Origin of the sequence: Dactylosporangium siamense (genome assembly GCF_016862795.1) — a bacterium.
GTDB lineage: Bacteria > Actinomycetota > Actinomycetes > Mycobacteriales > Micromonosporaceae > Dactylosporangium > Dactylosporangium siamense.
In genome coordinates, this window is sequence record NZ_BONQ01000057.1 from 41,797 (window position 1) to 64,781 (window position 22,985).

General features: G+C 70.8%; 18 protein-coding genes, 2 tRNA genes and 1 riboswitch. Of the genes, 16 read left to right on the plus strand and 4 right to left on the minus strand.

Translation table 11 applies throughout. The features are described 5' to 3' along the window. Nucleotides 1-15 precede the first annotated feature (15 nt). Nucleotides 16-157, plus strand: a riboswitch (cyclic di-AMP (ydaO/yuaA leader). A 121-nt stretch (nt 158-278) separates the two neighbouring features. After that, the gene (locus Dsi01nite_RS19775) at nt 279-1,007 is read left to right on the plus strand and encodes a hypothetical protein (protein WP_203847675.1); all 729 of its coding nucleotides are present in this window, start codon (nt 279-281) and stop codon (nt 1,005-1,007) included. A 126-nt stretch (nt 1,008-1,133) separates the two neighbouring features. Here the strand turns inward: Dsi01nite_RS19775 and Dsi01nite_RS19780 are convergent, their stop codons facing one another. Continuing rightward, nucleotides 1,134-2,480 carry a polyprenyl synthetase family protein gene (locus Dsi01nite_RS19780; protein ID WP_239136013.1) on the minus strand — a complete coding sequence of 449 codons (1,347 nt, stop codon included), beginning with the start codon at nt 2,478-2,480 and terminating at the stop codon, nt 1,134-1,136. A 156-nt stretch (nt 2,481-2,636) separates the two neighbouring features. Further along, nucleotides 2,637-3,623 carry a SanA/YdcF family protein gene (locus Dsi01nite_RS19785; RefSeq protein WP_239136014.1) on the minus strand — a complete coding sequence of 329 codons (987 nt, stop codon included), beginning with the start codon at nt 3,621-3,623 and terminating at the stop codon, nt 2,637-2,639. A 121-nt stretch (nt 3,624-3,744) separates the two neighbouring features. On the opposite strand from Dsi01nite_RS19785, the gene dnaG reads away from it, so the two are divergent. Then, nucleotides 3,745-5,592, plus strand: coding sequence for a DNA primase (gene dnaG / locus Dsi01nite_RS19790; protein ID WP_203847677.1), 1,848 nt, complete (start codon nt 3,745-3,747; stop codon nt 5,590-5,592). A 16-nt stretch (nt 5,593-5,608) separates the two neighbouring features. Continuing rightward, nucleotides 5,609-6,148, plus strand: coding sequence for a hypothetical protein (locus Dsi01nite_RS19795; RefSeq protein WP_239136015.1), 540 nt, complete (start codon nt 5,609-5,611; stop codon nt 6,146-6,148). A 4-nt stretch (nt 6,149-6,152) separates the two neighbouring features. Here Dsi01nite_RS19795 and mptB read toward each other — a convergent pair whose 3' ends face one another. Continuing rightward, nucleotides 6,153-7,559 carry a polyprenol phosphomannose-dependent alpha 1,6 mannosyltransferase MptB gene (mptB, locus tag Dsi01nite_RS19800; RefSeq protein WP_203847678.1) on the minus strand — a complete coding sequence of 469 codons (1,407 nt, stop codon included), beginning with the start codon at nt 7,557-7,559 and terminating at the stop codon, nt 6,153-6,155. A gap of 55 nt (nt 7,560-7,614) precedes the next feature. Between mptB and Dsi01nite_RS19805 the strand changes: the two genes are divergently transcribed. The 11 genes from Dsi01nite_RS19805 (at nt 7,615) to Dsi01nite_RS19855 (ending at nt 21,935) form a co-directional block, all read left to right on the plus strand. Further along, entirely contained in the window at nt 7,615-8,547 is a 933-nt protein-coding gene (locus tag Dsi01nite_RS19805) for an ABC transporter ATP-binding protein (protein WP_203847679.1), read from the plus strand. Then, a complete protein-coding gene (locus tag Dsi01nite_RS19810) occupies nt 8,547-9,314 on the plus strand; it encodes an ABC transporter permease (RefSeq protein WP_203847680.1) in 768 nt (255 codons plus the stop codon). The genes Dsi01nite_RS19805 and Dsi01nite_RS19810 overlap by 1 nt, the downstream gene beginning before the upstream one ends. Next, entirely contained in the window at nt 9,314-10,132 is an 819-nt protein-coding gene (locus Dsi01nite_RS19815) for an ABC transporter permease (RefSeq protein WP_239136016.1), read from the plus strand. The genes Dsi01nite_RS19810 and Dsi01nite_RS19815 overlap by 1 nt, the downstream gene beginning before the upstream one ends. 1,235 nt (nt 10,133-11,367) lie before the next feature. Beyond that, the gene (locus Dsi01nite_RS19820) at nt 11,368-12,486 is read left to right on the plus strand and encodes an ROK family protein (protein WP_373318798.1); all 1,119 of its coding nucleotides are present in this window, start codon (nt 11,368-11,370) and stop codon (nt 12,484-12,486) included. Then, nucleotides 12,483-14,051 carry a sugar ABC transporter ATP-binding protein gene (locus Dsi01nite_RS19825; protein WP_203847682.1) on the plus strand — a complete coding sequence of 523 codons (1,569 nt, stop codon included), beginning with the start codon at nt 12,483-12,485 and terminating at the stop codon, nt 14,049-14,051. Before Dsi01nite_RS19820 ends, Dsi01nite_RS19825 begins: the two co-directional genes overlap by 4 nt. After that, nucleotides 14,048-15,106, plus strand: coding sequence for an ABC transporter permease (locus Dsi01nite_RS19830; RefSeq protein ID WP_203847683.1), 1,059 nt, complete (start codon nt 14,048-14,050; stop codon nt 15,104-15,106). The genes Dsi01nite_RS19825 and Dsi01nite_RS19830 overlap by 4 nt, the downstream gene beginning before the upstream one ends. A gap of 132 nt (nt 15,107-15,238) precedes the next feature. Further along, nucleotides 15,239-16,294, plus strand: a complete 1,056-nt coding sequence (locus Dsi01nite_RS19835; protein WP_203847684.1) for a substrate-binding domain-containing protein — start codon at nt 15,239-15,241, stop codon at nt 16,292-16,294. A gap of 81 nt (nt 16,295-16,375) precedes the next feature. After that, nucleotides 16,376-17,512 carry a Gfo/Idh/MocA family protein gene (locus tag Dsi01nite_RS19840; RefSeq protein ID WP_203847696.1) on the plus strand — a complete coding sequence of 379 codons (1,137 nt, stop codon included), beginning with the start codon at nt 16,376-16,378 and terminating at the stop codon, nt 17,510-17,512. Nucleotides 17,513-17,594: 82 nt separating this feature from the next. Next, nucleotides 17,595-18,773, plus strand: a complete 1,179-nt coding sequence (gene xylA, locus Dsi01nite_RS19845) for a xylose isomerase (protein ID WP_203847685.1) — start codon at nt 17,595-17,597, stop codon at nt 18,771-18,773. Between the two features lie 186 nt (nt 18,774-18,959). Next, entirely contained in the window at nt 18,960-20,507 is a 1,548-nt protein-coding gene (locus Dsi01nite_RS19850) for a ThuA domain-containing protein (RefSeq protein WP_203847686.1), read from the plus strand. A gap of 420 nt (nt 20,508-20,927) precedes the next feature. Then, entirely contained in the window at nt 20,928-21,935 is a 1,008-nt protein-coding gene (locus Dsi01nite_RS19855) for a sugar phosphate isomerase/epimerase family protein (RefSeq protein ID WP_203847687.1), read from the plus strand. Nucleotides 21,936-22,039: 104 nt separating this feature from the next. Here Dsi01nite_RS19855 and Dsi01nite_RS19860 read toward each other — a convergent pair whose 3' ends face one another. Beyond that, nucleotides 22,040-22,381, minus strand: coding sequence for a hypothetical protein (locus Dsi01nite_RS19860; RefSeq protein ID WP_203847688.1), 342 nt, complete (start codon nt 22,379-22,381; stop codon nt 22,040-22,042). Nucleotides 22,382-22,611: 230 nt separating this feature from the next. Here Dsi01nite_RS19860 and Dsi01nite_RS19865 point away from each other — a divergent pair. Continuing rightward, nucleotides 22,612-22,684, plus strand: a tRNA-Asn gene (locus Dsi01nite_RS19865). A gap of 91 nt (nt 22,685-22,775) precedes the next feature. After that, a tRNA-Ile gene (locus tag Dsi01nite_RS19870) sits at nt 22,776-22,849 on the plus strand. The last annotated feature ends 136 nt before the right edge of the window (nt 22,850-22,985 follow it).

The window sequence follows — 22,985 nt, forward strand, 5'->3', positions numbered from 1 at the left end:
CGCATCGGCGCTGCCGGGCAGGCGCCGTCGAGTCGCGATGTTCGCGAGCCGGGGACCCAATGAGTCCTCTGGGGTGTATCCGTGGCCGAGCCGCGGTAGGGCGAATCTTCCCGCCCGAACCCGTCAGCTAACCCGGTAGGCGGCACCGGAAGGAGTCTGCCGATGATGGCCGCCCGCTTGCCGTCGTAGCGCCTCACCACTGATTCCCCCCTTCCAGCACGCCGTGCCCGTCACGACGTGCCGATGCCGCATGCCTTTTCGACGAAGGAATTTCAGTAGTGAAGCCGTTGCCACGCCAGTTCCACCCACGACATCGCCGGGCCCGTCTGATCCTCGGCGCGAAGGCCGGCACCGTCTCGGTCGCCGTGCTGTCCGCCACACTGCTGGCCACACTGCCGGCCGACTCACCACCGTCGATGTTCACCGGTTCCGCGTATGCCGAGACCGGCGCCGTCGCGTCGTCGTCCCCGGCCCCGACCTCGTCGGCGTCGCCGTCTCCCGCGCCGTCGCTGCCCGGGCCGTTCGCCGTCGCGGTGCCGGCCGCGCCGCCCGTGCCGCCGGCGCCGCCGGTCGTCCGGCCGGTCGCCGGGCTCGACCAGCAGCAGATGGACAACGCCGCGCTCATCGTGAAACAGGGCCGGGCGCAGGGCATGTCCGACCGGGCCCTCGTCGTCGCGATCGCGACGGCGATGCAGGAGAGCGACCTGCACAACGTCGCCAGCTCCGCGGTGCCGTCCTCATTGCAGCTGCCGCACCAGGGTGTCTCCACCGACCACGACTCGGTCGGGCTGTTCCAGCAGCGGGCCAGCCAGGGCTGGGGCACGGTGGCGGAGCTGATGAACCCGTCGCACTCGGCGATGCTGTTCTACAACGCGCTGGCCAGGGTGCAGGGCTGGGAGCGGATGAGCGTCACCGCGGCCGCCCAGGCGGTGCAGCGTTCGGCGTTCCCCGGTGCGTATCAGAAGCACGCCGCTCGCGCGGAGCAGGTGGTCGGCGCGCTCACCTGAGCGCGCGCAACGATGGTGCGGCGTGACGCACCGCCGGATCCGGTTGTACGGTGACCGGATCCGGCCGTCGGTCACGGCGCTCTGACGCCGGGCGCGCACCCGGCAGGCCGGGTGCGTTGTCGCCGGTCAGGCGGGGTGGCGGGTGGCCCAGCGGGCCAGGGCGACCAGCTCCGCGACCGCGGCCGGCTCGGGGATCGCCAGGTCGAGGGCGAGCAGCGCCTGCGCCAGGAGGTCCTCGCCCTGCTGGACGCACCAGGAGCGGGCGCCCGAGCGTTCGATGACCTTGGCGGCGCGTTCGAGCTCGGCGTCGCCCAGCCGGCTGTCGTGGCGCAGCAGCTCGGCGAGCTCGTCGGCGCCGGCCGCGAGCGCGGCGGCGACCGGGAGCGACAGCCGCCGGCGGCGCAGGTCGGGGAACGCCGGCCGGCCGGTCACGTGCGGGTCGCCCCAGATGCCGAGCAGGTCCTCGGTGAACTGTACGGCCAGTCCCAGCCGCACGCCGAACAGCCGCAGCTGCTCCACCCGCGCCGGGTCGCCGCCGCCGGCGATCGCGCCGAGTGCGCACGCGCAGCCGAGCAGGGCGCCGCTGCGCTGCTCGACCACCGTGATGCAGTCCCGCAGCAGGTCGCTGCCGGACCGGCGGCGGGTCGTCGTGGTGTCGAGGGCGGTGCCGAGCGCCGTGTGCTGGCTGTGCAGGAGCTGCTGGACGGTGTCGCCGAGCACGCGGACGCCGGCCCGGTCGACGGGCGCCGCCCCGGCCCGGTGCCGCCCTCCGTCGGCGCACGCGTCGGCGGCGCCCCGCTCGACGACCCGTTCCCCGGTCACCCGCTTGTCGTGGGGCTCGACGAACTGGTCCCGGGTCGCCCGCTCCTCGTGCGGCTCGACGAACTGGTCCCGGGTCGCCCGCGCTTCGCCGCCCCGCTCGCCGGTTGCCGGTCCGCCGGCGACGGGCGTGCCGTCCGCCGCCGGCAGCTCGCTTCCGCTGGGCGGGCCGTCCTCTCCGTGCCGGGGGCCGCCCACCGGCTGCCTCTCCCGGGTGGCCTGGCGCAGCGGCCGCGGCACGCGCCGGGTCGGGTCGCCGGTGGCCGCCACGTCGAACGCGAGGGCCAGCATCGCCTCGCCGCCGAGGGTCGCCGGGTGCGGGCCGACCACGCTCCAGGCCGTCGGCCGGTGCCGCCGGGTCAGGTCGCCGTCGAACAGGTCCTGCTGCAGCGCCGACCAGTGATGCACCAGCTCGACCGCGACGGCGCCCGCGACCGCGTCGTGCGGGTCGCCGCCGACCGCGCCCGCGCAGACGAGGCTGAGCGCGGCTCGCGTCCGTATTCCCGGCGGATCCTCGTCGAGCCGTCCCAGCTGCAGCTCCGCCACGTCGCGGGACGGTGTGGGCAGCCGCCCGACGGCGGTGCGCAGCGGCGGCTCGACCAGGAGGCCGGCCCAGGCAAGGACGTCGTCGACGGTGCGCAGCACGGTGACCATCAACCGGATACCGCCTGGCGGGGGACACTCACCGGAAAACGCACCACCCATCGGGAGCCGACCATGGACAGGCGCCGATCAGTGCCGGCGCCGTGGACTGGTCAAGTATGCCGCCGGTGCCCGCCTGACATGCCCAAAACCACGATGGTGGGCGGGTCAGCGGGTCGCTTCGAGCAAGGAGGGATCCGGTGGCGACACGACTGTCGCCTGGCGGTGCCGGAAGGCCTCCCACGCCGCCTTCGGGGCGGCCGCGACGTCCCTGGCCGTGTTGTACCAGATTGTCACCCGCTGGCAGCCCTCGCAGAGCGCCGGGACGCCGTACGCCTCGACCCCCAGCCGCCGGCACAGGGTGACCGCGCGGTGCAGGTGCAGCTCCTGGCTGACGAGGAGGGCCTTCGTCACCCCGTACACGTCGTGGGCGCGGCGGCACGTGTCGTAGGTGTCCAGGCCGTGCGGGTCGACGACCATCCTGGCCGGATCCACGCCCTGCCCGGCCAGGTACTCCCGCATGACGCGGACCTCGTCGCCGGAGCCGCCCTGCGCGTCGCCGGAGATGAGCAGGGCCTTGACCTTGCCGGTGGCGAGCAACCGCGCGGCGACGTCGAGCCGGCCCTTGAGGAACGGCATCGGCACCTGCCCGCCCGGCGCGACCTGCGCGCCGAACACGATCGCCACGTCGGCGTCCGGCGCCTCGGCGGCCGGCCCGATCCGGCCCAGCGAACCGGCCCGCACCCAGGCCGTCGGCGCGAGCACCAGCGCGGCGACGACGCTGCCGGTGAGCACGACCCGCAGCAGGATCCGGCGGCGGCGCTGCGGGCGGGTCTCCCGGCCGGTGGGGAGCCGCTGCCGGTCGCGCGCCGCCCACCGGGCCCGCTCGACCTCGAACAGGAACCACGGCGGCACCGTCCGGGCGCTGTGCAGCGTCTCGCGCTCGCCGTCGTCGAGGTAGCCGGTGACGTGGTCGACCGCGACGGAGTACGCCGCCATCCGCGCCGCGCCCCGCCCGCGGGACCGCAGCACCGCCCACGCGCCCAGCGTGGCGATCGTCATCAGCCAGCCCAACGGGCCCAGGCGGCGGCTGCGACGCTGCAACCGGTCCTGGACGGCGAGCCAGGCGACGCGCTCGTCACGCAGTTTCGGCATGGCGGCAGCATCGCACGACACTGTGATGTGGTGGTGCCCGTGTGGTGCTCATCGTGTGGAGTCGTAAATTGTCGGTGGCGCGAGGCAGGATGTATCCCTCGGGTAGGGGAGGTGGCGTCGGTTGGCCGGCAAGATCAAGGACGAGGACATCGCCTTGGTACGTGAGCGCACCGCGATCGCGGATGTGATCTCCGAGCATGTGACGCTCAAGTCGGCCGGGGGCGGCAACCTCAAGGGGCTCTGCCCGTTCCACGACGAGAAGACCGCCTCGTTCAACGTGTCGCCCGCGCGCAACGTGTATTTCTGCCACGGGTGCGGTGCCGGCGGCGACGCCATCAAGTTCCTGATGGACCACGACCACCTGTCGTTCGTCGAGTCGGTGGAGCGGCTCGCCGGCCGCGCCGGCCTGCAGCTGCAGTATGTGGAGGCGGGCAGCGCGCCGGTCCGCCAGACCGGGCAGAAGCAGCGGCTCATCGCCGCGCACGCCGAGGCGGCCCGGTTCTACGCCGAGCACCTCGGCTCGCCCGGCGCCCGCCTCGCCCGGGAGTTCCTCGCCCAGCGCGGGTTCGGCCGGGAGGAGGCGGAGCGCTACGGCTGCGGTTTCGCGCCCGAGGGCTGGGACCCGCTGAGCAAGCACCTGCGGTTGAAGGGCTACACGGCGCAGGAGCTGATCACCGCGGGCCTGTCCAAGGAGGCCCGGTCCGGCAGCCTCATCGACCGGTTCCGCCGCCGGCTGCTGTGGCCGATCAAGGACATCTCCGGCGACGTGATCGGGTTCGGCGCCCGGAAGCTGTTCGCCGACGACGACGGCCCCAAGTACCTGAACACCCCGGAGAGCCCGCTCTACAAGAAGTCCCACGTCCTGTATGGCGTCGACCAGGCCAAACGGGAGATCGCCAAGCAGAGCAAGGTCGTCATCGTCGAGGGGTACACCGACGTGATGGCCTGCCACCTGTCCGACGTGCCGGTGGCGGTCGCGACCTGTGGGACCGCGTTCGGCGCCGACCACATCGCGGTCCTGCGCCGGCTGCTGCTGGACGCCGACGGTTACGGCGGGGAGATCATCTTCACGTTCGACGGTGACGCCGCCGGGCAGAAGGCGGCGCTGCGCGCGTTCGAGGACGACCAGCGGTTCGTCGCCCAGACGTTCATCGCCGTCGGCCCCAACGGCATGGACCCGTGCGAGCTGCGCATGGCCAAGGGCCCGGTCGCGGTGCGTGACCTCGTCGCCGACCGGCAGCCGCTGCTCGACTTCGCGTTGCGCTCCGTCATCCAGCGGTTCGACCTCGACACCGCCGAGGGCCGTGTCGGCGCCCTCAAGGCCACCGCGCCGCTCGTGGCGAAGATCAAGGACCGGACCCTGCGCCCGGAATATGCCCGCAAGCTCGCCGGTGACCTCGGCATGGAGCTCGAGACGGTCCAGCGCTCCGTCGGCGCGGCCGCGAAGGGGATCGTCGAGGCCCCCGCCCCGCCGCCCCGCAAGACCCTGGCGCCGGACAGCGCCGAGGCGCTCGTCGAGCGCGAGGCGCTGAAGCTGGCCCTGCAACTGCCGGCCCTGGCCGGCCCCATGTTCGACGTCGTCGGCGCCGACATCTACGCCCATCCCACCTACGCGGCCCTGCGCACCGCGATCGCCGACGCCGGCGGCGCGTCCTCGGCGACCGCCGGCGCCGTCTGGATCGAGCGGGTCCGCGAGGCCTGCACCGACCCGGCGGCCGGCGGCCTGGTCACCGAGCTGGCCGTGGAGCCGCTGCGCCTCGACGGCGAGCCCGACCCGCGCTATGTCGAGGCGACCGTCGTGCGGCTGCAGCTGCCCGCGATCAACCGGCGCATCGCCGACCTCAAGTCCAAGCAGCAGCGCATCAACCCCGTCACCAACGCCGACGAGTATCTGCGCCTGTTCAGCGAGCTGGTGTCCCTGGAGCAGCACGCCAGGGCACTGCGCGACCGCAGCGCCAGCCGCTGGTGATCCGAAGGAGTGCGTCGTGTTCGGCTTCTTGAAGAAGCGCCGCCTGCCCGCCGGGCAGCGGCCCGACCTCGCCGCGGACGAGCGGGTCCTGTCCTGGGCGGGCACGACCGGCGACAACGTCGTGGTCGTCACCAACCTCGGCCTGTGGCTCCCCGGCGCCGGTGAGCGGCTCGGCTGGCACGAGATCCACAAGGCGACGTGGTCGGGCCGGCAGCTGACCCTGATCGCGGCCCATGAGCTGCCCGCCGACGATCCCGGCGACTACGTGGTGATGCAGGACCTGCCGCCGCTGGTCCTCCCGCTGCCGGACCCGGACCGGGTGCCCGAGCACATCCGCACCCGCGTGAACAAGTCGATCGGGCACACCTCGCACCATCCGCTCGAGGCGGGTTTCGGCGTCCGTGTCGTCGCCCGCCGGGTCAGCGGCGTCGACGGCCTGCGCTGGACCGTCCGTTACGACGAGGGCGTCGACCCGGCCGCCCCGGGGGTCGCCGAGCAGACCGCGGCCCTCGTCTCGTGGGCGCGCGAGTCCATCGGCACCCCGGCCACCGCCTGAACCGTCACGGGCGGGTGGCTTCGGGAGCCGCCGGGACCTCGGTCACGGTCCCGCGGCGGCGGATCAGGTGGACGGCGGCGGCCGCGACGAGCGCGACGTCGAGGAACGCGCCGGGGACCTTCGTCTTCGTGGCCAGGCCGAGGCTGTCGGGCAGCGTGAGCAGCGGCAACCCGGCCGCGGCGACGTGCACGACCGTCCGCAGCCGGCCGGTGAGCACGGTGCCGGCCAGCAGGGCGATGCCGGCGATCGCATACCAGGCGTAGAAGACCGGGCCGAGGACCGCCGCGGCGAGCATGCCGATCCCCGCGGCGGTGAGCACCACGTCCCGCCCGCGCCGGCCGGCCGCGTCACCGTCGCGGGCCAGGGTCCGCGCGGCCCGCCACCACAGGGCCAGGAGGATCGCGGCGAGGGCCAGGAGGCCGGCGGCCCTGGCGACCGCGACCGCCGTCGCGAACGACTCCGGCTGGCCGGTCACGCGCAGGACATAGCCGACGGCCATGCCCACCCCGGTCGGGACGGACAACCACTGCACCATGGTGCTGGTCGAGCCGAGGGCGTGCAGGAAGCCGAGACCGTGCCCCGTGAGCAGGGCGAGGATGGTGTACGCACCGACGGCCGCCCCGGCGAACGCCGCAGGACCGGTCCAGCGGGCTCTGGACGTACCGGCGAAAAAGAGCAACAACAGCGCGAAGGGGGCGGCGGTGAGGGCGGTGACCTTGACGGCGACGGCGAGGCCGAAGGCGAGCCCGGACATCGCACCGGACGCGGCGCCCGGGCGGCGCGCCGCGACGAACCCGGCCAGGACCAGCCCGGCGAGGACGACGTCGTTGTGCGCCCCGGACACGACGTGCACCAGCACGAGCGGGCTCGCGGCCAGCAGCGCGTTCTGTCGCGACAGGCGGTGCACCGCGGCGACGCACAGCAGCAGGCCGAGCACGGCGGCGACGCGCAGCAGCAGGACCGCGGCGGGGAGGCTGCCGTGGGCGAGCCAGGCCGCCGCGCCCTCGATCGCGATCCACAGTGGACCGTAGGGCGTCGGCGTCTCCCGCCACAGCTCCGGCACGTCGGAGAGCCAGGTGCAGGGCAGCGCCGCCGGGCCCACCCGGTAGAGGTCGAGGCCGGCGTCGAAGAGCTGGCCCTGGCAGGCATACGCATAGACGTCGTGGCTGCCCAGCGGCGGTGCGAACAGCAGCGGCAGGCTCCAGATCGCGGCCGTCACCAGGACACCGCGCTGGTCGGTCTCCTCCCGCAGCGTCCACCAGGCGCGGATCAGCATCGCGAGGGCGACGAACCACACGACGACGCCGAGCAGCCACGCGCGGTCGTGCGGCACCGGCTTGCCGGCCAGGAAACCGCTGGCGGCGAGCAGGACGGTGGCGGCCAGCCCGAGCCAGCGCGGGTTGACGCTCACCCGCCCATGGTGCCACGGGCCCATTTTTGTCAGACCCCTGGGTTAATGTCGCCACGTGGCTGAAGACGAAGCGTTGATCGCGGCGACCGCGCTGGTCAAACAGTTCGGTGACTTCACCGCGGTCGATGGCATCGACGTGCGGGTGCGGGCCGGGGAGGCGTTCGGGTTCCTCGGTCCCAACGGGGCCGGCAAGTCCTCGACGATGCGGATGATCGGCTGCGTGTCCCGGCCCACCGGCGGGGCGCTGCGGATCCTGGGCCTGGACGCGGCGAAGGACGGCGCGGCGATCCGGGCGCGGCTCGGGGTGTGCCCGCAGCAGGACTCGCTCGACCTGGAGCTCACCGTCCTGGAGAATCTCACGGTCTACGCGCGTTACTTCAACATCCCGCGCAAGGTGGCCCGAGCGCGGGCCATGGAGCTGCTCGACTTCGTGCAGCTCGCCGACCGCGCCGGTGACAAGGTCGAGCCGCTGTCCGGCGGGATGAAACGCCGCCTCACGATCGCCCGGGCCCTGGTCAACGAGCCGGAGATCGTGCTGCTCGACGAGCCGACGACGGGCCTCGACCCGCAGGCCCGGCACCTCGTCTGGGAGCGGCTGTTCCGGCTCAAGCAGCGCGGCGTGACGCTGGTGCTGACCACGCACTACATGGACGAGGCGGAGCAGCTGTGCGACCGCCTGGTCGTCATGGACGCCGGCCGGATCGTCGCGGAGGGCTCACCGCGGGAGCTCATCGACCGGCACTCGACCCGGGAGGTCCTGGAGGTGCGGTTCGGCAACGACCCGCTCGACGGGTTCGCGGACAAGCTCGACGGCATCGGCGAGCGCGTCGAGGTGCTGCCCGACCGCATCCTCGTCTATACCGGCGACGGCGACGCGGCCGCCGCGCAGGTGCACGGCCGCGGGTTGACGCCGTCGAGCGTGCTGGTCCGCCGCGGCTCGCTCGAAGACGTGTTCCTGCAGCTCACCGGCCGGACGTTGGTCGACTGATGGCGCATCCGACCGCGCTGGCGCTCGAGTTCCACCTCGTGGCCTACAAGCGCACGTGGCGCTCCAGCGTGTTCAGCTCGTTCGCGCTGCCGGCGATGTTCCTGGTCGCGATGGGGATCACCGTCGGGCACTACATCGACGAGCGGTCCACCTCGATCGGCGTGCCCTATCTGGACTATCTGGGTCCCGGGCTGCTGGCCGCGACGGCCCTGCAGGTCGCGGTCGGCGACTCGACGTGGCCGGTGTATGGCGGGTTCCACTGGACGCGGGTCTATCACGTGATGCGGGCGTCGCCGCTCACGGTGGGTGACGTGCTGCGGGGACATCTGGCGTTCGTCCTGCTGCGGGTCGCGCTGTCCAGCGCCGGGTTCCTGGTGGTGCTGCTGCTGTTCGGCGCGCTGCACTCGTGGTGGGCCCTGACGACCCCGCTGGTCGCCGTCCTGGTGGGCGCGGCATGCGCGGCGCCGTGTTTCGCGTTCGCCGCACGGGCCACCAGCGACGGCGCGTTCGCGGTGCTGTTCCGGGTGGCGGTGGTCCCGATGACCCTGTTCGCGGGCGTGTTCTTCCCGGTCGAGAGCCTGCCCTGGGTGGCGCGCCTGCTGGCCTACGTGTCGCCGCTGTGGCACGGCGTCGAACTGTCCCGGGCCGCCACCCTCGGCACCGCGACCGCCTGGGGAGTGCCCGCGCACGTCGCGGTCCTCGCCGTGTGGTGCGCGGTCGGCTACGTGCTGGCGCTGCGCTCGTTCACCCGGAAGCTGGGCGACTGATGGTCACCACACTGATCTTCCCGCGGGCGATGTCCCGCCTCGACCACCGCGCCTCCGGCGCCCTGTCCGTCACCGCGCGTAACCTCGCCGCCGCCCGGCACGCCGCGTACTGGTGGGTGCTGCTGTCCGGCTTCGTCGAGCCGCTGCTCTACCTGCTCTCGATCGGCGTCGGTGTCGGCCGGCTCGTCGGCGACATCGCGCTGCCCGACGGGCGGCTCGTGACGTATGCGCAGTTCGTCGCGCCGGCGATGCTGGCCGCCTCCGCCATGAACGGGGCACTGGCGGAGACGACGATGAATTTCTACGGCAAGCTCAAGTTCATGCGCATCTACGATGCGACGCTCGCCACCCCGATCACGCCGATGCAGGTCTCCGTCGGCGAGCTCATCTGGGCGATGTGCCGGGGCGGCGTCTACTCCGCGGTCTTCCTCGTCGTCATGGCGGCCCTCGACCTCACCACCTGGGGCTGGGCGCTGGTGGCGTTGCCGGTGACGCTGCTGGTCGGGTTCGCGTTCGGCGCGCTCGGCATGGGCCTGTCCACGCTGTTGCGCTCCTGGCAGGACTTCGACTACATCAACGTGACCCAGTTCGGGCTGTTCCTGTTCAGCGGCACGTTCTCCCCGCCGTCGGACTTCCCGGTGCCGCTGCAGATCCTGATCGAGGTGACGCCGCTGTATCACGGGGTGGCCCTGCTGCGGGCGATCACGACCGGCTCGCCGGACTGGACGGTGCTGTGGCATGTGGCGTATCTGGTCGCCCTGGCCGTGGCCGGTCTGACGATGGCCAGCCGCCGGATGGGCGTGCTGCTGCTGAAGTAACCCACCCACGACCGTTGCCCGCGCGGCCCGGCTTCCGCCGTGTGCCGTGAGGCCTGTCGCGCGGGGAGGGTTCGCCTGTTCGCCGGCGTGCGCGATCACCAGCTCATCGAATTGGAGCGCGGTTCCTCTCACGAGGTGACCCGACGGTCCGTCGACCGCGGGAGCGGATCGGGCCCGGGTCCTCGAAGCTGGCCGCCGCCAGCCCGTGCTCGCGGCCTTCGCCGGCGCGGACGCCAGGGGTTTGCGTTCATGATTGCTTCCCGCCCTGGACCCGAGCCTGGGCGCATGTTGTGTCGCCGTGATCGCGGAACGGTCGCGTCCACGGAGGTGGTGTACGGCTGTGCGGGCCCGCTCGCTTCGGGCAGCCACGGTTGCGCAGTGATAGCAAGACCCGCTGCACTTCGGCCACACCGCCGTTCCGTGCTGTGGCCCGCGCACGCGGCCGTGGCACCTGCTCACGGCTGGATCGAAGTCGTCTCGTGGCCCGTCGGGATGGCCGGTCCGCAGCGTCGTGCCGTGCGGGGCCTTGTCCGGCGGGCGGTGGCGCGACAAGCGGAACGATGTCCGGGGTCAGGGGGCCGGGGATCCTTCCGGTTGTGGAGAAGTCCGGCGGCGACGCCCGGCGCACCCGGATCCACTCCACGCGGATTACCCTCACCAACGACCGCAACGGGACGGCTGCCACAGACTCTCGGGGGACGACCACCACCAACGGCGCCAACCCCACAAGGATCAACGCGGGTGTCATCCGAACGGGTCGAATGCCGCGAAATCGGCACCACGTTCGTGAGGGTGCCGCACCGGTGGGGTTGACCGGCCCCGGGGGCGGGTGGGCGCCGCAGGCGGAGCGGGACCCGGGTGGGAGCACCCGCGAGGCGGGGCGATTCGTCCGCTAAGCGGGGCTTTGCGGCAGCGGTGGCAAGCGGCCTGAGCTGGGAAAACCGGGAAACGTTCGGAAGTGGGCCAACTTCCGTTGGATTCAGCAAAAGTTTGGTAACGGGGGATAGAAGACCTAGACGCGGCGCTTTTCAGGGCCTAAAGTCTCGACGCAACACGGGTGTAACGCACGGCACACGACCCGGCAACCAGCACCTCAGCGGAGGTGTGGTGGTGTAGCCGCGTGTCGCGGACGCCTGCCTGCGACCAGATGAGGAGGTGCCATTGTGAACACGGTCAGTGCGGTAGACGGTCCGGTTCAGTCGCGCCTGCTCCGCTTGTTGCGGGACACCGGTGCGTTGTCGCGTGCGGAGCTGGCGGATCGCCTGGAGGTGCCGCGGCCGCGGCTGCTCGCGGACCTGGACGCGCTCGTCGCGACCGGGTTGATCCGCGAGGCCGGCCCGGCGGCCAGCCGGGGCGGTCGCCGGTCGACGCTGGTGGAGCTCAACCCCGATCTGCGGTTCGCCGCGGTGGACCTGGGCGCCAGCTCGATCGACGTGGAGATCACCGACGGGCGGTTGGAGCCGGTGACGGCATACAGCGAGCCCGCCGACATCAGGTCGGGACCGAAGGTGATACTGCAACGGGTCAACGAGATCCTGCACAAGTTCCGTGCGGAGGGCGCGTTCGAGCGGTTGCACGCCATCGGTATCGGGGTTCCGGGGCCGGTCAGTTTCCGTGACGGGGTGCCGGTCTCTCCGCCGATCATGCCGGGCTGGGACAGGTTCCCGGTGCGGGAGGTGCTGGGGCGCGAGTTCAACTGCCCGGTCGTCGTCGACAACGACGTGAACATCATGAGCATCGGCGAGCGATACGGTGGCGTCGCGCACTCGGTCGACAACCTGCTCTTCCTCAAAGTGGGGACCGGCATCGGGTGCGGCATCTACCTCAACGGTGAGGTGTACCGGGGCACCGACGGGTGCGCCGGGGACATCGGGCACATCCAGGTCGACAGTCACGGGCCGGTGTGCTCGTGCGGCAATGTCGGCTGCCTGGAGGCCCTGTTCGGCGGCGGTGCACTGGCCCGTGACGCGACGGCGGCGGCCCGTAGTGGTGCCTCGCCGGCACTGGCGGAGCGGCTCAACGCCAACAGCGTCGTGACCGCCAAGGACGTCGCCGACGGCGCGGCCGAGGGCGACGTCACGTGCATCCGTCTGATCCGTGACGGTGGGCGCCGGGTGGGTGGGGTGCTGGCCGGGTTGGTCAGCTTCATCAACCCGTCGATGATCGTGATCGGCGGCGGTCTCGCCGGCCTCGGTCACATCCTGCTGGCGGAGATTCGAAGCGTCGTCTACCGGCGTTCGCTTCCCCTCGCGACCGGCAATCTGCCGGTCGTCCTGTCCGAGCTCGGCCCCCGCGCCGGCGTTGTTGGCGCCGCGGTGCTGGCCAGCGAACTCGCATATGGACGGCCATCATGACAATTACGGACGACATCGTCCTGCGACTTACTGATGTAGTGAAGACCTTCCCCGGTGTCCGGGCGCTCGACGGTGTGCAGCTGGAGGTGCGGGCCGGAGAGGTGCACTGCCTCCTCGGGCAGAACGGCGCCGGCAAGTCCACGCTGATCAAGGTGCTCTCCGGTGCGCACACCCCGGACTCCGGCGAGATCCTGTGGCTGGGGCAGCCGGCCGCGTTCAACAGCCCGCAGACGGCCATGAAGGCCGGCATCGCCACCATCTACCAGGAGCTCGACCTCGTCGACGGGCTCAGCGTCGCCGAGAACATCTACCTCGGCCACGAGCCGCACAACGCCGGGTTCGTCGCCCGGCGGACCATGCGCCGCGGCGCGGCGGAGATCCTCGGGCGGCTCGGCCACGCGGAGATCCCGGTCGGCCGGGAGGTCGGCAAGCTGCCGGCCGCGGCGAAGCAGATCGTCAGCATGGGCCGGGCGCTGTCCCGGGAGGCGCGGCTGCTCATCATGGACGAGCCGAGCGCCGTGCTCGCCCATGACGAGGTGGAGAACCTGTTCCGCATGGTCCGCGCGCTGACGGCGCAGGGCATCGCGGTCATCTACATCTCCCACCGCATGGAGGAGATCCGCGAGATCGGCGACCGCGTGACGGTGCTCAAGGACGGCCGCACGACCGCGGCCAACCTCGACGCGAAGACCACGCCGACCCGCGAGCTGGTCAGCCGGATGACCGGCCGCACCATCGAATACGTCTTCCCCGAGAAGCCCGAGACCACCCAGGTGTACGACAAGGACGCGCCCCTGCTCCAGGTGGAGGGTCTGAGCCTGGACGGGCGGTTCAGCGACATCTCGCTGACCGTGCACGCCGGCGAGATCGTCGGGATCACCGGCCTCGTCGGCTCCGGCCGGTCGGAGGTGCTCGAGACCATCTTCGGCGCCCGCCGCGCGACCGCCGGCACGGTGGTGGTCGGCAACAAGGCCCTGCGCCGGGGCAGCGTCAACGCCGCGGTGAAGGCCGGCATCGGCATGGCCCCGGAGGAGCGCAAGAGCCAGGCGCTCCTGCTCGGTGAGCCGATCTACCGCAACGTCACCCTCGCCGGCTTCGCCCGCTTCGCGCGGGTCGGCTTCACCGACTCGGGACGCGAGCGCGTCGAGGCCGAGAAGATCACCCAAGGCCTCGACCTGCGCCCGAACGACGTCCGGCGCCCGGTGCGCACCCTGTCCGGCGGCAACCAGCAGAAGGTCGTCGTCGGCCGCTGGCTGCTGGGCGGCACCAAGCTCCTGCTGCTCGACGAGCCCACCCGGGGCGTCGACGTGGGCGCCCGCGCCGAGCTGTACCAGGTGATCCGCAGACTCGCCGACGAGGGCGTCGGCGTGCTGCTCGTTTCCAGCGAGGTGCCCGAGGTGCTGGGCCTGTCCGACCGCGTGCTGGTCATGCGTGAGGGACGGCTCGTGCGCGAGGCGCCCGCCGATGAACTTGACGAAGACACTGTGCTCGACCTGGTGATGGCCGGCTCGCTGCTGGACGGGGCCGACCTGGCGAGCACCGCCCCTGAAGGGACCGCAGCATGAGCACCGCGACCACACCGTCCGCCGACCCGGTGGAGCTGAGCAAAGGCGCGGCGAGCAGCGCCGCCGGGCAGAGCTGGTGGCAGCGGGACAGCGCCGACTCCGCCAAGCGCAACCTCGCCCTCATCGGGGTGCTGGTCCTGTTGCTGGTCATCGGCGCCTGGACCCGTTCCGACATCTTCCTGGACATCGACCGGCTCTGGTCCAACGAGCTGACCGTCCTGACCCAGGCGTCCAGCATCGGCGTGATCGTCGTCGGCATGACCTTCGTGATGATCAGCGGCGGCATCGACCTGTCGGTCGGCGCGCTGCTGGCCCTGGCGAGCGTGTGGTGCACGACGGTGGCCACGCAGGACCTGGGACCGGCCGCGATGGTCTTCACCGCGCTCGCCGTCGGCGCCATCGCCGGCCTCGTCAACGGCGGTCTGATCGCCTACGGCAAGCTGGTCCCGTTCATCGCCACCCTGGCCATGATGCTGTCCGCCCGTGGCCTGGCGCAGAACATCTCCGGGTCGCACACGCAGATCACGGCGGACCCGTTCATCAAGAGCCTCGCCGGTGACCGGCTGTTCGGTGTCCCGTACATGGTCATCATCTTCGTGGTGGTCACCGCGCTCGGCTGGGTCCTGCTCAACCGCACCACCTTCGGACGGCGCACGATCGCCATCGGCGGCAACGCCGAGGCCGCCCGCCTCGCCGGCATCAACGTCCGGCTGCAGACCCTGCTGCTGTACGTGCTGTCCGGCCTCTGCTGCGGCATCGCCGCTCTGATGGTCGTGTCGCAGACGACGTCGGGCAGCAACACCCACGGCGACCTGTACGAGCTCAGCGCGATCGCCGCCGCGATCATCGGCGGCACCGCCCTCACCGGCGGCCGCGGCACCATCGTCGGCTCGCTGCTCGGCGTGCTGATCTTCACCCAGATCACGAACCTGTTCATCGTCAACAACCTGCAGCTGGACATCCAGCGGATCATCAACGGCGGCATCATCGTCGCCGCGGTCCTCATCCAGCAGTTCCGGGTTGGCTCGTTCTTCCGGACGAGATTCAACAAATAGGCATCACCAGCAAACCCCATAGGCCCCGCCACATCACCAACACCGCCGTCGATGACGGCAGTGCTGATCAACACGCCCAAAATGCTCCGAATCAGTACACACCCCCATCCCACAGACGACCAGGAGGTCGTGATGAGCGCATCCTCGGCTGACATGTCCCGCCGCAAGCTTCTCCTCGGCGGTGCCGCGGTCGGCGCCGGCGTACTGCTCGCCGGTTGCACGTCCAACGACACCAAGGACGGCGACGCCGGCACCAACACCAAGGAGAACACCGCCGCCTCGCAGGCGCCCGGCAAGGCCGTCACCATCGGCTTCTCCGCGCCGGCCGCCGACCACGGCTGGATCGGTGCCATCACCGCCAACGCCAAGGCGCAGGCCGCCAAGTTCTCCGACGTGACCCTGAAGGTTGTCGACGCCGGTAAGGACGCTCCCGCGCAGATCGCCGCGCTGGAGACCCTGATCGGCTCGAAGCCCGACGCGATCGTGCTGCTGCCGCAGGACGGTGCCCAGCTGACCGCGATCGGCAAGAAGGCCACCGACGCCGGCATCATCGTGATCAACCTCGACCGCGAGTTCTCCGACTCGGCCGCCTCGTTCTCGCTGATCAAGGGCGACAACTACGGCATGGGCATCGCCGCCGGCAAGTTCATCGGCGAGAAGCTCAAGGGCAAGACGGACGCCGTCATCGGTGAGATCCCGGGCATCGACGAGCTCCAGCTGACCAAGGACCGGTCGAAGGGCTTCGCCGACGCGCTCAAGACCTACGGCCTCACCGTCAAGCACCGGGTCGCGGCGGGCTTCACCGTCGAGTCCGGCCAGAAGGCGGCGGCGAACCTGCTGCAGGCCGCGCCGAAGCTCGACGCCGTGTGGAACCACGACGACGACCAGGGCGTCGGCGTCCTCGCCGCGATCCAGCAGGCGGGCCGCAAGGAGTTCTTCATGGTCGGCGGCGCCGGCTCCCGCGACGCGATGGACCACATCAAGGCCGGCGACACGGTGCTCACCTGCACCGTCACCTACCCGCCGTCGATGGCGTCCTCGGCGATCATCCTGGCCCGCCTCGCCGCCCAGGGCAAGGGCATGGGCGACCTGGTCGAGCTGCAGGTGCCGAAGCTGATCGTCCTGCAGTCCGAGACGATCACCAAGGACAACGTCGACAAGTACCTGCCGCTCGGCTTCAAGTCCTAGCAGGTCGTCAGGTAGTTCCAACCACCAGAAAGGAACCGCCAAGTGTCCACTCAGGGCAGCAGCGGGGAGCTGCGCGTCGGCATGGTCGGATACGCGTTCATGGGCGCCGCGCACTCTCAGGCGTGGCGCACCGTGAACCGGGTCTTCGACCTGCCGGCGCGGGCGACCATGGTCGCCGTCTGCGGCCGCGATGGGGCGAAGGTGGCGGAAGCCGCGAGCCGGCTCGGGTGGGCCGAAGCGGTGACCGACTGGCGTGAGCTGATCGCCCGGGACGACATCGACGTCATCGACGTCTGTACCCCGGGCGACAGCCACGCCGAGATCGCCATCGCCGCGCTGGAAGCGGGCAAGCACGTGCTGTGCGAGAAGCCTCTCGCCAACACGGTCGACGAGGCACGCGCGATGGTCGCGGCGGCGGTGAAGGCCCGGGCGCTCGGCGTCCGGTCCGCCTGCGGGTTCAACTACCGCAGGGTCCCCGCCGTCACGCTCATGCGCAACCTCATCGCCGACGGCCGGCTCGGCGCGATCCGGCACGTCCGGGCCGTCTATCTGCAGGACTGGATCACCGATCCGAACTTCCCGCTCGTCTGGCGGCTCCAGAAGGACAAGGCCGGCTCGGGCGCGCTCGGCGACATCGGCGCGCACATCATCGATCTGACCCAGTTCGTCACCGGCCAGCAGATCACCGGTGTCACGGGCATCACCGAGACGTTCATCAAGGAGCGTCCGCTGCCGGAGGCGTCGAGCGGGTTGTCGGCGAGCGCCGGTGCGGCGACGGGGGAGGTCACCGTCGACGACGCGGCTGTCTTCGTCGCCCGGCTCTCCGGCGGCGGCCTGGCCACGTACGAGGCGACGCGCTTCGCGACCGGCCGCAAGAACGGCCTCAAGGTCGAGATCAACGGCGAGCTCGGTTCGCTGGTGTTCGACCTGGAGCGGCTCAACGAGCTCGAGTACTACGACGCCACCAAGCCGGCGGCGGAGCAGGGCTTCAGCCGCATCCTGGTGACAGAGGCGGAGCACCCCTACGTCGCCGCGTGGTGGCCGCCGGGGCACATCCTCGGCTACGAGCACTCCTTCACCCACGAGATGCGGGACTTCATCGAGGCGGTCGCCACCGGAGCCGATCCGACGCCATCGTTCGAGGACGCGCTGCAGGTGCAACTCGTGCTGGACGCCGTGGAGAAGTCCGACGCGTCCTGGGTCAGCGTGCTGGCATGAGCGGTCAGCGAAGCGTCTTGGGCCGCTCATCGTGTGGCAGGTTTGGTTCAGGCCGACGCTGGAGCGCAGCGGAGGCGGCGGAATGAACGATCCCTACGCCCCCACCCCCGCCGACCGGTTCTCGTTCGGACTCTGGACCGTGGGCTGGCAGGCCCAGGACGTCTTCGGCTCGGCGTCGCGTGCGGCGCTCGACCCGGTCGAGTCCGTGCACCGGCTGGCGGAGCTGGGGGCGTACGGGGTGAGCTTCCACGACGACGACCTGATCCCGTTCGGCAGCGACGACACGGTCCGCGACAAGCTGATCGGCCGGTTCCGGGAGGCCCTGGACACCAGCGGTCTGGTGGTGTCGATGGCGACCACGAACCTGTTCGGCCACCCCATCTTCAAGGACGGCGCGTTCACCGCCAACGACCGCGCCGTCCGCCGCTTCGCACTGCAGAAGGTCCTGCGCAACATCGACCTCGCCGCCGAGCTCGGCGCGCCGACCTACGTGCTGTGGGGCGGCCGCGAAGGCGCCGAATCCGGTGCCGGCAAACAGATGCGGGCCGCGCTGGACCGGTACCGCGAGGCGATCAACGCCCTGTGCGCGTATATCAGGGAGCGTGGGTACGACATCCGCCTCGCGATCGAACCCAAGCCCAACGAACCACGCGGCGACATCCTGTTGCCGACGATCGGCCACGCGCTCGCCCTGATCTCGACCCTGGATGAGCCGTCGCGGGTGGGGCTCAACCCCGAGGTCGGGCACGAGGAGATGGCCGGGCTCAACTTCGCCCACGGCATCGCCCAGGCGCTCTGGCACGGCAAGCTGTTCCACATCGACCTCAACGGCCAGCACGGCCCGCGCTTCGACCAGGACCTGCGTTTCGGCGCCGGTAACCTGCGCGGCGCGTTCTGGACCGTCGACGTGCTGGAGAACAGCTCCGGCTACCCGACCGCGTACGCGGGACCCCGCCACTTCGACTACAAGCCACCACGCACCGAGGACGCCGCAGGGGTGTGGGTCACCGCCGCGGCGTGCATGCGCAACTACCTGATCCTCAAGGACAAGGTCCGCACCTTCCGCGACGACCCCGAAGTCTCGGCGGCGCTCGCCACGGCCCGCGTCGACGAGCTGTCGGTGCCGACGCTGATGCCGGGGGAGTCCCTGACGTCGCTGCGGGCCGAGGAGATCGACGTCGAGGCGGTGGCCGCCCGCGGGATGGCCTTCGAACGTCTCGACCAGCTGGCCATGGAACACCTCCTGGGGATCAGGGGGTAAACACAGCTTTTCCTCGCCGGCAGCGAGGGCCCGGCCGCGGTTGCGCCCCGCGGCAGGGAACGCCGGAGAGGAAAGGTCCGTCGGGCCGGCGCGGCGTTGATGTCGCGCCGGCAGACGGGCACAACTGCACATGAGACCCATGACGGCGCGACGGCGCGCGCTCACGCCCATCGTGAAGGAACTGTCATGCCCAGAAGCTCAGCCCGGAGATGGTTCGCCGCCGCTACGGCGGGCCTGCTCGCCGCAGCAACACTCAACCCGGTGCCCGCCAGCGCCGCCGACGCCCCGTACAAGGTTCTCGTCTTCTCCAAGACCGCCGGGTTCCGCCACTCGTCGATCTCCACCGGCATCGCGGCCGTCCAGTCGCTCGGTGCCGCCAACAACTTCACCGTCACCGCCACCGAGGACGCCGCCGCGTTCACCACCGCCAACCTGGCCCAGTACCAGACGGTGGTGTTCATGTCGACGACCGGCGACGTGCTCAACGACGCCCAGCAGACCGCCTTCGAATCCTGGATCCGGGGCGGCGGCGGGTACGTCGGCGTGCACGCGGCGGCCGACACCGAGTACAGCTGGCCGTTCTACGGCACGCTCGTCGGTGCCTGGTTCTCCTCGCACCCGGCGATCCAGCAGGCCACCGTCAACGTCGAGGACCGCACCCATCCGGCGACGGCCCACCTCGGCGCCACCTGGGTCCGCACCGACGAGTGGTACAACTACCAGACCAACCCGCGGGCCACGGCACACGTCCTGGCCTCGTTGAACGAGTCGTCGTACTCGGGTGGCACGATGAGCGGCGACCACCCGATCACCTGGTGCAAGACCATCGACAGCGGGCGGTCCTTCTACACCGGCTTCGGCCACACCGAGGAGAGCTACGCGGACACGAACTTCAGGAACCTGCTGCTGGGCGCCATCCGGTACACGGCGAAACGCGTCGACGGCAACTGCGCCGCGCCGGTCGTGCCCTCCGGCAACGTCTACCAGGGTGAGGCGTGGTCCTCCACCGGCGGCGTCCAGGTCGCGAACCACACGCCCGCCGTCGGCGGCAAGACCGCCGGATACATCGACAACAACGACTGGATCGCGTTCAACGGCGTGAACCTGTCCAACGTCACCGGCGCCACCCTGCGCACCTCGTCGGCCGGCGCCGGCGGTACCGTCGAGATCCGCGCCGGGTCGACCACGGGCACCCTGCTCGGCAGCGTCGCGGCCACCAACACCGGTAGCTGGGACACCTTCCGCGACGCGTTCACGCCGCTGTCCACCAACGCTTCGACCGTGCTCTACCTGGTGTTCAAGGGTACGGGCAGCTCGCTGTTCGACCTGGACCAGATCACCCTGACCCGGTCCTCGACCACGCGTCAGGGTGAGGCGTGGTCGTCGAACAGCGGCCTGCAGGTCGCCGCCCACGGCCCCGCCACCGGCGGCCAGACGGCCGGCTTCATCGACAACAACGACTGGGCTGCGTACTCCGGTCTGTCCCTGAGCACCGCCGCCGGTGTCCGCGTCAAGTGGTCCTCGGCCGGCCCCGGCGGCACGATCGAGTTCCGGGCCGGCTCGGCGACCGGCGCCCTGCTGGGCAGTGTCGCGGTGGCCAACACCGGCAGCTGGGAGACGTTCCAGACCGCCTCGGTGCCGCTGGCGACCAATGCATCGACCACGCTGTGCCTGGTGTTCCGCGGTGGCAGCGGATCGCTCTTCGACGTCGACGAGTTCACGTTGTTCTCCTAGTTCGCAGTGTTGTTCTCCTGGTTTTCAGTGTTGTTCTCCTAGTTTTCAGTGTTGTTCTCCTGGTTTTCAGTCGTGGGCGCGGCTCACGACTGAACAGACGGGTGGCGGGGTCGCGACGCCGACCGGCCCCGCTGTCCGGGCCCCGTCCGCTCGGATGCACCACAGCACCTGCACAACGTCCCGGGTGGTGACGCCGACTCCCCCCGTGACAGGGCAGGTGCGATCCGGGCGGACGGGTCGCCTTTTTTGGCAGTTGTACTGGTGGGAACTGGTTCCTAGACTGGTTTCTGCACCTGGTCGGCCCTTGGACAGGTGCGGGTGGGAGGCGCAACCCACCCGCGCCGCTACGCATGTCCTCGCCGGTCCGTTTGCACCTCTCCCTCGCGCCCTCATCACCGCCGTTACATCGGAGGAACGCTCATGGCGCGTCCAATCACGCTCTTCACCGGCCAGTGGGCCGACCTGCCCTTCGAGGAGGTCTGCCGGCTGGCCTCGGAATGGGGCTACGACGGCCTCGAGATCGCCTGCTGGGGCGACCACTTCGAGGTCGACAAGGCACTCTCCGACGAGTCCTACGTGGACCGGAAGCTGGAGACCCTGGCCAAGCACAACCTGAAGGTCTTCGCCATCTCCAACCACCTGGTCGGCCAGGCCGTCTGCGACCACCCGATCGACCAGCGCCACCAGGGCATCCTGCCGGCCCGCATCTGGGGCGACGGTTCCCCGGAGGGCGTGCGCCAGCGGGCAGCTGCCGAGCTTGCCGATACCGCCCGCGCCGCCCGCAAGCTCGGCGTGGATGTCGTCGTAGGGTTCACCGGCTCCTCGATCTGGCACACCCTGGCCATGTTCCCGCCGGTGCCGCCGCAGATGATCGAGGACGGCTACCAGGACTTCGCCGACCGGTGGAACCCGATCCTCGACGTCTTCGACGAGGTCGGCGTCCGCTTCGCGCACGAGGTGCACCCCAGCGAGATCGCATACGACTACTGGACCACCAAGCGCACCCTCGAGGCGATCGGCAACCGGCCCGCGTTCGGCCTCAACTGGGACCCGTCGCACTTCGTGTGGCAGGAGCTCGACCCGGTGAACTTCATCTTCGACTTCGCCGACCGCATCTACCACGTCGACTGCAAGGACGCGAAGGTCCGCACCGGCGACGGCCGCCGCGGCCGGCTCGCCTCCCACCTGCCCTGGGCCGACATGCGCCGCGGCTGGGACTTCGTCTCCACCGGCCACGGCGACGTGCCGTGGGAGGACTGCTTCCGGGCCCTCAACGCCATCGGCTACAACGGGCCGATCTCCATCGAGTGGGAGGACGCCGGCATGGACCGCCTCATCGGCGCGCCCGAGGCCCTGGCCTTCGTCCGCCGCCTGGCGTTCGACGCCCCGGCGGCCGCCTTCGACGCGGCGTTCTCGTCCTCGTCCTGATCGCTGTCCTGTGAAAAGGCCGGCCCCCTCGCGGGGGCCGGCCTTTTCCGTGGCTCGCTGTTCCGTGGTTCGTCTTTCGGTGGTTCGCCTTTTCCGTGGTTCGCCTAGAAGCTGGTGCCGCCGCTGGGCGTCGTCTTCGACGGCCCCGTCGTCGCCAGCACGTCCCGCTCGATCGCGGGCGTCGTGTCCGAGGTGCCGATCAGCCGCTGGCCGAGATCGCTCTCAGCGAACCGGCTGTTGGCCAGCTTGTCGGTCACCTTGGTCTTGCTCTCGCTGTAGAGCCGCGTCGCCTGCTCCTGGACGACCCCGGCGGCTTCCTGCACCGTCGGGCTCTCCTTGATCTTCAGGGCAGTGGCCTTGAGCTCTTCGTACTTCTCCCGACCAGCCCGGGCACCGAGCACAAAGCCCGCGGCCAGTCCGCCGAGGAACAGTAGCTTGCCGCGCATAGCGACGAACCTCCTTCTGATCGGCGCCCGGTCATCAGTACGTTGGCAGCGCCGTCTCGTGGTGAGTTACCCGTCCATCGTCGTTGCGACACATCGATCATGTACCCGTTTGCAGAGATCTGGCACACGATGGGATGGTCTCCGCCGCGCCGGACGCAACCCGCTGGCGCGACCCCCGGGTCCGTGCTGTACTCTTTCCCGGTCGCCCTGATTCACCGGGGGCGCTGCAATCCCGCGTAGCTCAATTGGCAGAGCAGCCGGCTGTTAACCGGCAGGTTATAGGTTCGAGTCCTATCGCGGGAGCTCCAAACGGCCCCTTACCGGGGCCATTTTAGCGCCCGGCCCCTTTCCGGGCGGCGTCCCGGTTGCGCAGGTCGGTAAGCTTGCGACGCTCGGGGCGGTAGCTCAGCGGGTTAGAGCAGGGGACTCATAATCCCTCGGTCGCGGGTTCGAGTCCCGCCCGCCCCACAGGCTTGGGCTCACCCTGCTCGCGCGGTCCCTGCGGGACCTCGCTCGCCGGGAGCCTGTGGCATTCCTCGCGCAGCCTTCGGCTGCTCCCCAGTGGGGGAGCTGCGCTCCACCCACGCCCCCTCAAGACCGTTCC

Bases quoted from the DNA above. Each gene is read 5' to 3' on its own strand.
- Dsi01nite_RS19830 (WP_203847683.1), top strand. From the start codon at position 14,048: ATGAGCACCGCGACCACACCGTCCGCCGACCCGGTGGAGCTGAGCAAA.
- Dsi01nite_RS19860 (WP_203847688.1), bottom strand. From the start codon at position 22,381: ATGCGCGGCAAGCTACTGTTCCTCGGCGGACTGGCCGCGGGCTTTGTG.
- Dsi01nite_RS19785 (WP_239136014.1), bottom strand. From the start codon at position 3,623: ATGCCGAAACTGCGTGACGAGCGCGTCGCCTGGCTCGCCGTCCAGGAC.
- Dsi01nite_RS19810 (WP_203847680.1), top strand. From the start codon at position 8,547: ATGGCGCATCCGACCGCGCTGGCGCTCGAGTTCCACCTCGTGGCCTAC.
- Dsi01nite_RS19815 (WP_239136016.1), top strand. From the start codon at position 9,314: ATGGTCACCACACTGATCTTCCCGCGGGCGATGTCCCGCCTCGACCAC.
- Dsi01nite_RS19855 (WP_203847687.1), top strand. From the start codon at position 20,928: ATGGCGCGTCCAATCACGCTCTTCACCGGCCAGTGGGCCGACCTGCCC.
- Dsi01nite_RS19780 (WP_239136013.1), bottom strand. From the start codon at position 2,480: ATGGTCACCGTGCTGCGCACCGTCGACGACGTCCTTGCCTGGGCCGGC.
- Dsi01nite_RS19825 (WP_203847682.1), top strand. From the start codon at position 12,483: ATGACAATTACGGACGACATCGTCCTGCGACTTACTGATGTAGTGAAG.
- Dsi01nite_RS19850 (WP_203847686.1), top strand. From the start codon at position 18,960: ATGCCCAGAAGCTCAGCCCGGAGATGGTTCGCCGCCGCTACGGCGGGC.
- Dsi01nite_RS19840 (WP_203847696.1), top strand. From the start codon at position 16,376: ATGGTCGGATACGCGTTCATGGGCGCCGCGCACTCTCAGGCGTGGCGC.
- Dsi01nite_RS19835 (WP_203847684.1), top strand. From the start codon at position 15,239: ATGAGCGCATCCTCGGCTGACATGTCCCGCCGCAAGCTTCTCCTCGGC.
- xylA (WP_203847685.1), top strand. From the start codon at position 17,595: ATGAACGATCCCTACGCCCCCACCCCCGCCGACCGGTTCTCGTTCGGA.